Annotated in this window: 13 protein-coding genes and 1 tRNA gene; 9 read left to right on the top strand and 5 right to left on the bottom strand. The window is 70.6% G+C overall.

Going from position 1 to position 12,392, the window contains the following annotated elements:
• Positions 1–164 precede the first annotated feature (164 nt).
• On the top strand, positions 165–1,025 hold the full coding sequence (locus tag ABD944_RS12070; RefSeq protein ID WP_345175384.1) for a hypothetical protein: 861 nt from the start codon (positions 165–167) through the stop codon (positions 1,023–1,025).
• Positions 1,026–1,032: 7 nt separating this feature from the next.
• Here the strand turns inward: ABD944_RS12070 and ABD944_RS12065 are convergent, their stop codons facing one another.
• Positions 1,033–1,716 (bottom strand): DUF6597 domain-containing transcriptional factor, encoded by a 684-nt coding sequence (locus tag ABD944_RS12065; RefSeq protein ID WP_345175383.1) that lies wholly within the window; start codon positions 1,714–1,716, stop codon positions 1,033–1,035.
• A gap of 65 nt (positions 1,717–1,781) precedes the next feature.
• Here ABD944_RS12065 and ABD944_RS12060 point away from each other — a divergent pair, with 65 nt between their 5' ends.
• A complete protein-coding gene (locus ABD944_RS12060; RefSeq protein ID WP_345175382.1) occupies positions 1,782–2,339 on the top strand; it encodes a type 1 glutamine amidotransferase domain-containing protein in 558 nt (185 codons plus the stop codon).
• Between the two features lie 109 nt (positions 2,340–2,448).
• Positions 2,449–3,879: a pyruvate kinase gene (gene pyk, locus ABD944_RS12055; RefSeq protein WP_345175380.1), complete on the top strand. Its 1,431-nt coding sequence runs from the start codon at positions 2,449–2,451 to the stop codon at positions 3,877–3,879.
• A gap of 153 nt (positions 3,880–4,032) precedes the next feature.
• Here the strand turns inward: pyk and ABD944_RS12050 are convergent, their stop codons facing one another.
• Positions 4,033–4,785 (bottom strand): helix-turn-helix domain-containing protein, encoded by a 753-nt coding sequence (locus tag ABD944_RS12050; protein ID WP_345175377.1) that lies wholly within the window; start codon positions 4,783–4,785, stop codon positions 4,033–4,035.
• A 243-nt stretch (positions 4,786–5,028) separates the two neighbouring features.
• A tRNA-Leu gene (locus ABD944_RS12045) sits at positions 5,029–5,112 on the bottom strand.
• A 94-nt stretch (positions 5,113–5,206) separates the two neighbouring features.
• Here ABD944_RS12045 and ABD944_RS12040 point away from each other — a divergent pair.
• The 6 genes from ABD944_RS12040 (at position 5,207) to ABD944_RS12015 (ending at position 11,102) form a co-directional block, all read left to right on the top strand.
• Entirely contained in the window at positions 5,207–5,809 is a 603-nt protein-coding gene (locus tag ABD944_RS12040; RefSeq protein ID WP_345175375.1) for an ANTAR domain-containing response regulator, read from the top strand.
• A gap of 299 nt (positions 5,810–6,108) precedes the next feature.
• Positions 6,109–7,269: a branched-chain amino acid ABC transporter substrate-binding protein gene (locus ABD944_RS12035; RefSeq protein ID WP_345175373.1), complete on the top strand. Its 1,161-nt coding sequence runs from the start codon at positions 6,109–6,111 to the stop codon at positions 7,267–7,269.
• Between the two features lie 105 nt (positions 7,270–7,374).
• Positions 7,375–8,340: a branched-chain amino acid ABC transporter permease gene (locus ABD944_RS12030; protein ID WP_345175371.1), complete on the top strand. Its 966-nt coding sequence runs from the start codon at positions 7,375–7,377 to the stop codon at positions 8,338–8,340.
• Complete coding sequence (locus ABD944_RS12025) at positions 8,337–9,512, top strand: branched-chain amino acid ABC transporter permease (RefSeq protein ID WP_345175368.1); 1,176 nt, start codon at positions 8,337–8,339, stop codon at positions 9,510–9,512. The genes ABD944_RS12030 and ABD944_RS12025 overlap by 4 nt, the downstream gene beginning before the upstream one ends.
• A 47-nt stretch (positions 9,513–9,559) precedes the next feature.
• Positions 9,560–10,300: an ABC transporter ATP-binding protein gene (locus ABD944_RS12020; protein ID WP_345175618.1), complete on the top strand. Its 741-nt coding sequence runs from the start codon at positions 9,560–9,562 to the stop codon at positions 10,298–10,300.
• Positions 10,290–11,102, top strand: coding sequence for an ABC transporter ATP-binding protein (locus ABD944_RS12015; protein WP_345175367.1), 813 nt, complete (start codon positions 10,290–10,292; stop codon positions 11,100–11,102). The genes ABD944_RS12020 and ABD944_RS12015 overlap by 11 nt, the downstream gene beginning before the upstream one ends.
• A 73-nt stretch (positions 11,103–11,175) precedes the next feature.
• Here ABD944_RS12015 and ABD944_RS12010 read toward each other — a convergent pair whose 3' ends face one another.
• Complete coding sequence (locus ABD944_RS12010) at positions 11,176–11,778, bottom strand: DUF4352 domain-containing protein (protein WP_345175366.1); 603 nt, start codon at positions 11,776–11,778, stop codon at positions 11,176–11,178.
• Positions 11,779–12,034: 256 nt separating this feature from the next.
• Positions 12,035–12,391, bottom strand: a complete 357-nt coding sequence (locus ABD944_RS12005; RefSeq protein WP_345175617.1) for a PaaI family thioesterase — start codon at positions 12,389–12,391, stop codon at positions 12,035–12,037.
• Between the last annotated feature and the right edge of the window lies 1 nt (position 12,392).

Below are 12,392 nucleotides of genomic sequence, written 5' to 3'. Positions count from 1 at the left end.
CACGCGGCCCGCACCGAGGCCGCCCGCTCCCGCACACCGCGACGCGGGACCTCAGGGGCCCGGCCACCCACCGCTGGGGTGGCCGGGCCCACCGCGCCGCCTCCCGCGCCCCGCGTCCGATTCCTACAAGACCCCCACTCACCGCCTGCCCTAGCGTGATGGCCATGAAGGTCCTGCACCGAACCGGCCTCGCACGCGCCGCGGAGTTCATGCGCCTCAACGGGCGCCTCATCGACCGGCACCGCTTCGCCCTCCACTTCCGCGGCGCCCCCGCCGCGCCCCTCCTCGCCGCCCTCCGGGCCTATGAGAACCCCGACGGCGGCTACGGCCACGCCCTCGAACCGGACCTGCGCGGCGAGGACAGCCAGCCCGTCCCCGCCCAGCACGCCCTGCAGACCCTCCACGAAGCGGGCGCCGACGACGACCCCGCCGTCGCACGCGTCGCGGACTACCTGGCCTCCATCACCACCGACGGCGGGGGAGTGCCGTTCGTCCTGCCGACCGTCCGCGACGCCCCCCACGGCCCCTGGTGGCGGACGCCCGACGACCCGCCCGGCGCGATCAACCCCACCGCGACCCTCGCCGGCATGCTCCACCGGGCCGGCGCCGACCACCCCTGGCTCGGACCCGCCACCGACTTCTGCTGGCGCTACCTGGAGGCCCCCGGCGCCGAACCCGGCGCCTACGACGTCCTCGCCGTCCTGACCTTCCTCGACCACGTCCCCGACCGCGACCGCGCCGAGACCGCCTTCACCCGCGTCCGCGACCTCCTCGCCGCCCACGCCGCCAGCGACCACCAGGGACCGCTCGACTTCGCCCCCGCCCCCGGCGGGTACGGGCACCGGCTCTTCGCCGCCGACGACATCGACGCCGCCCTCGACGCCCTCATCGACGAGCAGGGCGACGACGGAGGCTGGGACGTCGCCTTCCCCATCTGGACCCCCGTCACCGGCCCCGAATGGCGCGGCCACGTCACCGTCGAACACCTCAAGACCCTCCGCGCCTACGGGCGACTCAAACCCTGACCGGGGGTCACAGCAGAGCCCGGACGGGCGCGCCCGCCAGGGCCCTCACCTCGTGCGCGAGATGGGCCTGGTCGGCGTAGCCCGCCGCGAACGCGACCTCCGCCAGCGGCCGGCCCGCCCGCGCCAGCCCCAGCGCCCGCTGGAACCGCAGCACCCGCTGCAGCGTCTTCGGCCCGTACCCGAACGCCGCCAGCGACCGGCGCCGCAACTGCCGCTCACCCAACCCGAGCTCGTCCGCCGCCTCCCGGACCGAGCCCTCCGCCAGGCGCCCCGCCATCGCCGCGACGAGCGGATCCGCAGGCCCCATCCGCGCCCGCAACGCCTCCACCAGCGCCGCGCGGCGGTCGCCCGCGGCCGCCACCGCCTCCGCCAGCCGGTCGGCCTCCCCGCCCCACAGCTCACGCAACGGCACCCGCGCGTCGCGCAGCGCGTCCGCCGGGACGCCCAGCACCGGCGGCGCCGCCCCCGGCGCGAACCGCACCGCCGCGATCTCCTCGCCCGGCCGCATGACCGCCGGCATCGGGCCCGTGTCCGGCCCCGCCACCAGGATCCCGCCGCCCGCCCAGATGAGGTCCACACAGCCGTCCGGGAGCACGCGCTGGACGAACGGCTCGGCGTCCGGCGGCAGCTCCGCCGTCCACGAGCACGCCAGCCCCGGCGTCCGGTACTCGCGGTAGCGCGTGGGATTCATCCTTCCTGCATACCACCCGCGTTCACGGGCAGGGGCTCCAGGACACCGACCAACGGAGGAGACCGATGCCGAACAACGATCTTCAGGGCACGACCATCGCCTTCCTGTGCGCCCCCGAGGGCACCGAGCAGGTCGAGCTGACCGAGCCGTGGAAGGCCGTGGAGCAGGCCGGAGCCACCCCGCGCCTGGTCTCCACGCAGTCCGGCCGCCTCCAGGCGTTCAACCACCTGGACAAGGGCGACACCTTCCCCGTCGACACCACCGTCGACGCCTCCGACCCCGCCGAGTTCGACGGCCTCGTGCTGCCCGGCGGCGTCGCCAACCCCGACTTCCTGCGCACCGACCCCGGCGCGGTCGCGTTCGTCCGCGCGTTCTTCGACGCGGGCAAGCCCGTCGCCGTCATCTGCCACGGGCCGTGGACCCTCATCGAGGCCGACGTCGTCCGGGGGCGGACCTTGACGTCCTGGCCGAGCCTGCGGACCGACCTGCGCAACGCGGGGGCCACCTGGGTGGACGAGGAGGTCCAGGTCTGCGAGGACGGCCCCAACACCCTGGTCAGCAGCCGCAAGCCCGACGACCTCAAGGCCTTCTGCCAGGCCGCCGTGGAGGCGTTCAAACGGTGACGCGGCCACATGTGGTCTAGACCTCTGACCTAGACCACTGGGTGAACCCCGGGGGACCATATCCTGCACGAATATCCGTACCGACAAGTAACTAAGTACGGTTGTTGACGTGACCCGTCGAGCGAAGATCGTCAGCACCATCGGTCCGGCCTGCTCCAGCAGCGAGCAGATCAACGCCCTCGTCGAAGCCGGCATCGACGTCGCCCGCCTCAACATGAGCCATGGCGACTACGCCGTCCACGAAGAGGTCTACCACCGGCTCCGCGCCGCCGCCGACGCCACCGGCCGCGGCGTCGGCATCCTCGCGGACCTGCAGGGCCCCAAGATCCGCATCGGGCGCTTCCCCGACGGCCCCGTGCGGCTCACCCTCGGCGACGAGTTCACCATCACCACCGACGACGTGCCCGGCACCCGCCGCGAGGTGTCCACCACCTACCAGGGGCTGCCGGGCGACGTCAGCCCCGGCGACACCGTCCTCATCGACGACGGCCGCGTCGCCCTCAAGGTCACCTCCGTCGACGGCACCCGCGTCCACACCACGGTCACCGTCGGCGGCATGGTGTCCGACAACAAGGGCCTCAACCTCCCCGGCGTCCCGGTCAGCGTCCCCGCCCTCACCGAGAAGGACGAGCGCGACCTGCGCTGGGCCCTGCGCCTCGGCGTCGACCTCGTCGCCCTGTCCTTCGTCCGCACCCCCGCCGACGCCGACATCTGCTATCAGATCATGGAAGAGGAGGGCATCCGCGTCCCCCTCATCGGCAAGATCGAGAAGCCGCAGGCCGTCGAGCGGCTCCCCGAGATCGTCGCCGCCTTCGACGGCATCATGGTGGCCCGCGGCGACCTCGGCGTCGAACTGCCCCTCGAACAGGTGCCGATCGTCCAGAAGCGCGCCATCGAGCTGTGCCGCGAGAAGGCCCGCCCGGTCATCGTCGCCACCCAGATGCTCGAATCCATGATCTCCGCGCCGCGCCCCACCCGCGCCGAGACCTCCGACGTCGCCAACGCCGTCTTCGAGGGCGCCGACGCCGTCATGCTCTCCGGCGAGACCAGCGTCGGCCAGTACCCCATCGAGTCCGTCCTCACGATGAGCCGCATCGTGGAGACCGCCGAGCAGGCCTCCCTCCAGGCCACCCACACCCTGGAGCGCATGCCCGAGACCGTCGGCGGCGCCATCGCCCGCGCCGCCGCCGAGGTCGGCGCGATCGTCGGAGCCGAGGCCCTCGCCGCCTTCACCATGTCCGGCGAGACCGCCCGGCGCCTGTCCCGCTACCGCTCGCCGATCCCCCTGCTCGCCTTCACCTCCGTGCCCGCCGTCCGCGGCCGGCTCGCCCACGTCTGGGGCGTCGAGACCTTCATCGTCCCGCAGGTCGACCACACCGACACCATGGTCCGCCAGGTCGAGCAGGCCCTCCTCGAACTCGGCCGGTTCCAGAAGGGCGACAAGATCGTCGTCGTCGCCGGCTCGCCCCCCGGCACCGCCGGCTCGACCAACGCCCTGCGCGTGCACAGCCTCGGCGACGCCATCGCCATCCCCCACTGACCATCACCCCTGCCGGGCACCGCGCGACCCGCACCCCGCGCGGTGCCCGGCTCCTTTTTCCCCAATTCACACCCAGCCCGGCGGACCTCGCGCGGCGCGCACCAATCACCGCCCGGTCTCAATTCCGCGACGCTCCGGAAACCCGCCGCGCTCTCAGTGCTTCGGCCCGACGAACTCGTCCAGCCGCGCCACCGCCTCCCTTCGCGCGACCGAGATGTTCTTCGCGTTCATCTGCGTCCACGCGATCCCGAGCCGATCCAGCGCCCCGGTGAACAACCCCTGGATGTCCAGCGACACGTTCGCGAAGTTGTAACGCGGATATTCGTACCAGCGGTCCCCGTTCCGGAGGCGCTTGCGCACGCGGTTGGTGACCCGGCACCCGTCCGAGTGGATCAGTCCGCGGACGAACTCCTCCGTGCGCTCGTCGACGATCTCCCGCTGCCACCCCGCCAACTCGATCTTTCGTGTGTGCTTCATCCCCGGCCCGTGCTGGGGGAGCAGGCAGGGCCAGTGGTTGGAGTACGACCCCACCATCGTGCAACCGGGCTTCTGGCGGCGTCCGACACGGGACGGCAGAACAGCGCCCACCGCGTCGGCGGCGGCGTCGATGAGGCCCGGCCAGACGTCGGAACAGGCGATTTCCAGGCGATGGACGCCGTTCGGTTGCCGGGCGAGATGCCCGTCACCGAGGTAGAGACCGAGAAGGTAGGAGTAAGCGGCGGGATCGAGCGCCCGATCATGGCAACGCGGACATAACGGAGGAGTATGGCTCGCGGCCTTTTCGGGGCGCTTCTTCCAATTGCCCAGTGTGGACGTGGGGATGCCGGTCTGGCGGTGCACTTCAGCGATCGTGAACCCCGCCGCCAACAGTCGTAACGCCAGTGGGCGCTGTCGCGGATCGTACATGCCCGCAGTCTCCCGACCGCCACTGACAGTTCACGCATGATCGCTCTATGTGAGGCATCGCGCCAGGCGTTGCTGACCTTGAGGCCATGCTGAAAAGAGGATCAGCGATTTCTCTGGCGTGCGGTGCTGTATTCACCAGCACAGCGCCTCACTGACGAATGTGGAGGCATTGCCGGTTTCGGGGCGAGCTCTCAGACGCAATGCGCGACGCGCGACGCTTAATGGAGAAGGGATCTCTAGAAGTGCCGGGAGCGGGACTCGAACCCGCACGCCCTTTCGGACAAATCCTTTTGAGGGATTCGCGTCTGCCTATTTCGCCATCCCGGCATATTTATCCGGACATGTCCCTTGGTGTCCGTATCGCCCTGCATGAGGCGGGGCGACGGGGACCAGGGTAGCGGGTTTCGGTAGGCTCGTGGGCGTGGAGAGCGCTCGGCGGGTTGTGATCGCGGAAGACGAGGCACTGATCAGGCTGGACCTGAAGGAGATGCTTCAGGAGGACGGCTACGAGGTGGTCGGGGAGGCCGGGGACGGTGAGACGGCCGTCCGCCTCGCCGGGGAGCTGAAGCCCGACCTCGTGATCCTCGACGTGAAGATGCCGGTGCTGGACGGCATCTCGGCGGCCGAGCGGATCTCCGCGGAGCGGATCGCGCCGGTGGTGATCCTGACCGCGTTCTCCCAGCGGGAGCTCGTCCAGCGGGCGACCGACGCGGGCGCGATGGCCTATCTCGTCAAGCCGTTCTCCAAGACCGACCTCACGCCGGCGATCGAGATGGCGGTCAGCCGGTACACCGAGCTGCGCGCGCTGGAGGCCGAGGTCGCGGGGCTGCAGGAGCGGCTGGACACGCGCAAGGTGGTCGACCGGGCCAAGGGGCTGCTGCAGCAGGCGCACGGGTGGTCCGAGCCCGAGGCGTTCCGGTGGATCCAGAAGACCTCGATGGACCGGCGGCTCACGATGCGGGCCGTCGCCGAGGCCGTCGTGGCGGGCGCCTCCGGGGGCCGGGACGAGCCCGCCGCGGGCTGACTCCTCAGCGCGGTCGAACGCCCGGTTGTCAAGGTCCAAAGCGCAGGTGCCGGACCGGGCCGTTGACGTCACGTTTCGTAATCGTCCCAGGCAACGCCCGGTATCGGATGGGCACAGGGGCGTAACGAACGAGTAACCCTTCGATCCGGGGGTCCTGTTCTGGGGTGGGTCGACGGTGTACGACATACCTGGTCCCCGAGTGACCGGTTTCCTCCTTTCGAGGGGGTCGGCGTCGGGGCTTCACTCGTACCCGATCCACCCGGATCCGGATGGAAAGGTTGGGCACCTTGCGGCGCAACATGATGAGGATCACCGGCGCGGTTGCGGTGAGCGCGGCGCTCGCGCTCAGCGCCGTGGCGTGCGGTGACGGCGATAGCGACTCCGGCAACGGCAACGAGATCACGCTCGGGTTCATGGGTGACCTGACCGGTGAGAACTCGGGCCTGGTGATCCCGCCCAAGCAGGGCGCGCAACTGGCCATCGAGCAGTACAACGCCACGAACCCGAAGGTCAAGATCAAGTTCAAGACCTACGACAGCCAGGGCAAGCCGGAGCAGGCGACGACGCTGGCGCAGGGCGCCATCAAGAACGACAAGATCGTCGGTCTGATCGGCCCCGCGTTCTCCGGTGAGTCGCAGAGCGTCGCCCCGATCCTCGAAGAGGCCAAGGTCCCGAGCGTGTCGCCGTCCGCGACCAACATCACGCTCGGCGAGAAGAGCTGGAAGTACTGGCACCGGGTGGTGGCCGACGACGCCGTGCAGAGCGACGGCGCCGCGAACTTCCTGGTGAACTCGGTGAAGGCGAAGAAGATCTTCACGGTGTCGGACAACCAGGACTACGGCAAGGGCCTCGCCGACGCCATCGGCAAGGCCGCCGGCGCCAAGGGCGTGCAGACCCAGACCGACGCGGTCGACGACAAGGCGACGGACTACTCCTCGACCGTCAACAAGATCAACCAGTTCAAGCCGGACGCGGTCTACTTCGGCGGCTACTACGCGGTGGCGGGCCGGCTGTTCAAGCAGCTCCGCGAGGCCGGCTACAAGGGCAAGATGATGTCCGGCGACGGCTCGCTGGCGACCGGTCTGATCGAGGGCGCCGGCCAGGCCAACGCGCAGGGCGCGCTGCTGAGCTGCGGCTGCCTGATCGACGCCGAGGGCAAGACGAACCCGAAGGCCAAGAAGTTCGCCGACGACTACAAGGCGAAGTTCAACTCCGAGGTCGCGATCTACTCGACCGAGGGCTTCGACGCCGCGACGGCGTTCATCGAGGCGATCAAGGCCGGCAAGACCTCGCCGGAGGACATCAACAGCTTCCTGAAGACCGAGGACTTCCAGGGCGTCGGCAAGCAGATCAAGTTCGCCGAGAACGGCGAGCTGGCGGCCAAGGACATCTTCATCTACGAGGTGAAGGACAACAAGCTGCCGCTGCTCGGCAACAGCAACGAAGCGAAGGTCTCGTAGGCGTCACCACGCCCCGGACCGACCGCCCCCGTCCCGGGGGCCCCTGATGGCGCGGGAGCGGGAGCGCTACAGCGCTCCCGCTCCTTTTGACGAAGGCGACCGAAGGTGCTCGACGACTTCATCAATCAATTCTGGCCGTCGACCGTCGACGGCCTGGCGCTGGGCGCGATCTACGCGCTGCTGGCGCTGGGCTACACGATGGTCTACGGCGTGCTCCGGCTGATCAACTTCGCGCACGCCGACATCTTCATGGTCGGCACGTTCGCGGCGCTGTGGACGGTGCGGACCCTGGACGTGTCCGCGGTGGGCGGCGTCGCGCTGATCGGCGTGGTGGCGCTCATGGCGGTGGTCGGCGGCGCGGTCGCGGGCGGCGGCGCGATGCTGCTGGAGGTGGCGGCCTACCGGCCGCTGCGCAAACGGGGGGCGTCGAGACTCGCGGCGCTGATCTCGGCGATCGGCGCGTCGATCTTCATCCAGCAGCTGATGGGCACGGTGCTCATCCACCGGGTGTTCGGGACGTCGAAGGAGGGCGGCAAGCTCGACGTCAACGAGCACTTCAAGAAGCTGTCGGACGTCGTGGACGTCGGGCCGATCCTGATCCGCAACGATCAGCTGATCGTCTTCGTGGGCGCGGTGCTCATGATGATCGCGCTGGACCAGTTCGTGAACCGCACGAAGCTCGGCCGGGGCATCCGCTCGACGGCGCAGGACCCGGAGACGGCCGTGCTGATGGGCGTGAACATCGACCGGGTCGTGCAGGTGACGTTCCTGGTCGGCGGGGTGATGGCCGGTGTGGCGGCGGCGCTGTACTTCCTGCGCTTCGAGAGCACGAACTACTTCGTCGGCTTCCTGCTCGGCATCAAGGCGTTCACGGCGGCGGTGCTCGGCGGCATCGGCAACATCCGGGGCGCCCTGGTCGGCGGCTTCACGCTCGGGCTGCTGGAGATGTACGGTTCGAGCTTCTTCGGATCCCAGTGGCGCGACGTGGTCGCGTTCTCCGTGCTGATCTTGGTCCTGATGTTCCGTCCCACCGGCATTCTCGGTGAGTCCCTCCAGCAGGCGCGCGCATGAACCTCACGAAGAACGGAAACGGCGACGGCGGCGCGGGCGGTCTCCGCTCGGCGCGCGACATGTTCTCTCTCGACCCGCTGCGCGACTGGTGGGCGTCGGCTCCCGGCGCGGTGCGGTGGGCCGTCTACCTGCTGCTGATCGTCGGCGCGCTGCTGCTGCCGAGCGAGGCGATCGGCTCGTTCATGGCGCCGAGCGGCAGCGACTGGCCGTCGATGCTGAGCAGCCAGATCGCGATCTACGTGCTGCTGGCGATCGGGCTGAACGTGGTGGTCGGCATGGCCGGTCTCCTCGACCTCGGGTACGTGGCGTTCTACGCGGTCGGCGGCTACACGATGGCCATCTTCGCGACGCGCTACGAGTGGAACTTCTGGGAGTCGCTGGGGCTGGCGATCGGGTTCTCGGCGCTGGCGGGGGTCATCCTCGGCGCGCCGACGCTGCGGCTGCGCGGCGACTACCTGGCGATCGTGACGCTCGGCTTCGGTGAGATCGTCAAGCGGACGGCGAACAACAGCTCGTACGTGAACGGCCCGCGCGGCGTGCAGGGGATCCCGCACCCGCCGTCGCTGTCGGAGTTCGAGATCCTGGGCGTCCAGCCGCTGAAGTACGGGCTGCTGGACGCGCGGCCGTACTACTACCTGCTGGTGCTGTTCATCATCATCGCGATCGTCTTCGTGAAGCGGCTGGAGCGGTCGCGGGTGGGCCGCGCGTGGGCGTCGATTCGGGAGGACGAGGACGCGGCGGAGCTGATGGGCGTGCCGACGTTCAAGTTCAAGCTGGCGGCGTTCGCGATCGGCGCGGCGATCGGCGGCAGCGGCGGCGTGGTGTTCGCCGGGCAGATCACCTCGATCAACCCGCAGAACTTCGAGTTCCTCGTCTCGGCGCTGATCCTGGCCGGCGTGGTGCTGGGCGGCTCGGGCAACCTTCCGGGCGTGATGCTGGGCGCCGCGGTGCTGGCGTGGCTGCCGGAGCGGTTCCGGTTCCTGCACGACTACCGGATGTTGATCTTCGGTGCCGCGCTCGTGGTGATGATGATCTTCCGTCCGGAGGGCCTGTGGCCGTCGCGGCAGCGGAAGGCGGAGCTGGCCGAGGGCACCGGCGGCATGGGCAGCATGGGCGCCGAGGTGGCCGGTCCGGGCCAGTCGGACGCGGCCGCCGTGGAGGAGGGCAAGTGAGCGAGGCGAAGGGCGCGTCACCCGTCCTGGAGCTGCGGGACGTCGTCATGCGGTTCGGCGGCGTGGTCGCGCTCAACAAGGTGGACATCACGATCCGCGAGGGCGAGATCTTCGCGCTGATCGGCCCGAACGGGGCGGGGAAGACGACGGTGTTCAACGTGACCACCGGCGTCTACCGGCCGACCGAGGGGCAGGTGGTGTTCCGCGGGAAGCGCATCGACGGCAAGAAGCGCTACCTCGTGACGAAGCTGGGTGTGGCGCGCACGTTCCAGAACGTGCGGCTGTTCCACAACATGACGGCGCTGGAGAACGTCATGGTGGGCGCGGACGCGCACCACCGGACGGGGTTCGTCGGGGCGGCGCTCGGGCTTCCGTGGCACCGCCGCGAGGAGCGCCGCGGCCGCGAGCGGGCGCGGGAGCTGCTGGAGCTGGTGGGGATCCCGCACCGCGGCGAGGAGGCGGCGAAGAACCTGCCGTACGGCGACCAGCGGCGGCTGGAGATCGCCCGGGCGCTGGCCACCGAGCCGAAGCTGCTGCTGCTGGACGAGCCCGCTGCGGGCATGAATCCGGCGGAGAAGGTGGCGCTGCAGCAGCTGATCCGCGACATCCGGGACACCGGCGTGACGGTGCTGCTGATCGAGCACGACATGAGCCTGGTCATGGGCATCAGCGACCGGGTCGCGGTGCTGGACTTCGGCCAGAAGATCGCGGACGGCCTGCCGGCCGAGGTGCAGAACGACCCGCGGGTCATCGAGGCGTATCTGGGGGCTCCGGCCGATGCTTCTTGAGATCAGTGACATCCACGTCCACTACGGGAAGATCGCCGCGCTGAAGGGCATCACCGCGGAGGTCGGCCAGGGGGAGATCGTCACGCTGATCGGCGCGAACGGCGCCGGGAAGACGACGACCCTGAAGACCATCTCGGGGCTGCGCGGGCTGTCGTCGGGCGCGATCCGGTTCGACGGCGAGGACATCAGCAGGATGCCCGGGCACAAGCGGGTGCTGGTCGGCATCGGGCAGGCGCCGGAGGGCCGGGGGATCTTCCCCGGCATGACGGTGGAGGAGAACCTGCTGATGGGCGCCTACGCCCGCAAGGACGACCCCGCCAAGGAGCTGGCGGAGGCGTTCGAGCTGTTCCCGCGGCTGGCCGAGCGCCGCAAGCAGCTGGGCGGCACGATGTCGGGCGGCGAGCAGCAGATGCTCGCGATCGGGCGGGCGCTGATGGCCAAGCCGAAGGTGCTGCTGCTGGACGAGCCGTCGATGGGGCTGGCGCCCATGCTCGTCCAGCAGATCTTCTCGATCATCCAGGAGATCAACCGGCGGGGCACGACGGTGCTGCTGGTGGAGCAGAACGCGCAGCAGGCGCTGCAGATCGCGCACCGGGCGTACGTGCTGGAGACCGGCCGGGTGGTCAAGTCGGCGCCCGCGGCGGACCTGCTGGACGACCCGGAGGTCCGGGCGGCCTACCTGGGCGGCGAGCTGGGCGACGGCGCCGCTCCGGCGGCCGGGGAAGCCGCTCCGGCGGCCGAGGAGCCCGCTCCGGCGGCCGAGGGCCCCGAGGACGGTTCCGGCGAGGGGACCGCGAAGTAGCGGCGCGTCCGAGCGTGTCAGGCCCGCTCGGCCCGGTTCGTCCGGGCCGGGCGGGCCTTGCGCGTCGCGGGGGTCAGGGGAGCTTGATCTCGGCGGGGTCCGGGTCGGTGGTGGCGCCGACCGGTGGTGAGCCGTACAGCCGGACGGCTCTGGTCCTGGCGCCGCGGGGGACGTCGAACCACAGGTCGAACTCGACGCGCATGGACGCCCCGACCGAGAGCCGCTCCGGCTGCCGTTTGATCATGGTGGCGTTGACGTCGGGGGAGTAGGTCCTGCCGTCGGTCGTGACGAGGCGCTGCTGCCAGGTGTCGAACACCTGGATGTCGCGTCCGGTGTTGACGGCCAGGACCCGCACGCGGGTGAAGGCGCCCTTGGCGTTCATGGAGGCGTGGGTGCCCATGACGTCCGTCATGGCCTCGCGGAAGCCGACGACGGTGAACCGCATGTCGGCGCTCTTGCCCGTCCTGCCCTCGGGGACGGCCTCGCCCTCCCGCGCCTTCTCGGCGGGGATCTTGTAGTCGGGGAGGGAGGTGGCCCGCCCGGAGCCGGAGCACCCCGCGAGCGGGAGGGCCGCGGCGAGGGCGAGCGCGGCGCCCGCGAGGACGGTGCCCGCGCGGGCGGTGCCCGCCCGGTGCCGGGCGCGCGGGCCGGGGGTGCGCGTGTCAGCGTGGCGCATGCTCGGACGGTACGTCCGGCGCCCGGAACGGGTGAACGGGCGGGATCGTTTCGCAACCCAACCGCAACCGGTGACGGACCTACGCCGGTGTCGGGGGCGCGACCGTCCCCGGACATGCGTTGACCCGGGGTCACCTTTGGGGCCGTACGAACCTTCCCCGGGCGCGTACGTTGTCTACTCGGTGACCCCGGGCCGGTCTGATCCACGCTACAGACCCGGGGGCGCGCATCGCAAAGAAAGCGCGGATCACGCCGTGTCAGCGGCCGGGCGGGGCGTCGCGCAGCATGCAGGTGAGGCGCGCGGTGCAGACCCGCCGGTCCTGGTCGTCGGTGATGACGATGTCGTAGGTGGCGAGGGTGCGGCCCCCGTGCGCGCGGGTCGCCACGCCCGTGACGAACCCGTCGGTGGCGGACCGGTGGTGGGTGGCGTTGATCTCGATCCCGACGGCGATGCGGTCCGGGCCCGCGTGCAGGGCCGCGCCCACCGAGCCCAGGGACTCGGCCAGCACGCAGGACGCGCCGCCGTGCAGCAGCCCGTACGGCTGGGTGTTGCCCTTGACCGGCATGCGCCCCACGACGCGCTCGGCCGAGGCCTCCAGGTATTCGACGCCCATG

It is taken from the genome of Actinomadura verrucosospora (assembly GCF_039540335.1).
Taxonomy (GTDB): Bacteria; Actinomycetota; Actinomycetes; order Streptosporangiales; family Streptosporangiaceae; genus Spirillospora; species Spirillospora verrucosospora.
The sequence above is the reverse complement of the archived record's forward strand: the minus strand, read 5'-3'. Positions and strand labels throughout refer to the sequence as shown.

Bases quoted from the DNA above. Each gene is read 5' to 3' on its own strand.
- ABD944_RS12065 (WP_345175383.1), bottom strand. From the start codon at position 1,716: ATGAATCCCACGCGCTACCGCGAGTACCGGACGCCGGGGCTGGCGTGC.
- ABD944_RS12020 (WP_345175618.1), top strand. From the start codon at position 9,560: ATGCGGTTCGGCGGCGTGGTCGCGCTCAACAAGGTGGACATCACGATC.
- ABD944_RS12070 (WP_345175384.1), top strand. From the start codon at position 165: ATGAAGGTCCTGCACCGAACCGGCCTCGCACGCGCCGCGGAGTTCATG.
- ABD944_RS12060 (WP_345175382.1), top strand. From the start codon at position 1,782: ATGCCGAACAACGATCTTCAGGGCACGACCATCGCCTTCCTGTGCGCC.
- ABD944_RS12005 (WP_345175617.1), bottom strand. From the start codon at position 12,391: ATGGGCGTCGAATACCTGGAGGCCTCGGCCGAGCGCGTCGTGGGGCGC.
- ABD944_RS12025 (WP_345175368.1), top strand. From the start codon at position 8,337: ATGAACCTCACGAAGAACGGAAACGGCGACGGCGGCGCGGGCGGTCTC.
- ABD944_RS12035 (WP_345175373.1), top strand. From the start codon at position 6,109: ATGATGAGGATCACCGGCGCGGTTGCGGTGAGCGCGGCGCTCGCGCTC.
- ABD944_RS12015 (WP_345175367.1), top strand. From the start codon at position 10,290: ATGCTTCTTGAGATCAGTGACATCCACGTCCACTACGGGAAGATCGCC.
- ABD944_RS12010 (WP_345175366.1), bottom strand. From the start codon at position 11,778: ATGCGCCACGCTGACACGCGCACCCCCGGCCCGCGCGCCCGGCACCGG.
- ABD944_RS12050 (WP_345175377.1), bottom strand. From the start codon at position 4,785: ATGTACGATCCGCGACAGCGCCCACTGGCGTTACGACTGTTGGCGGCG.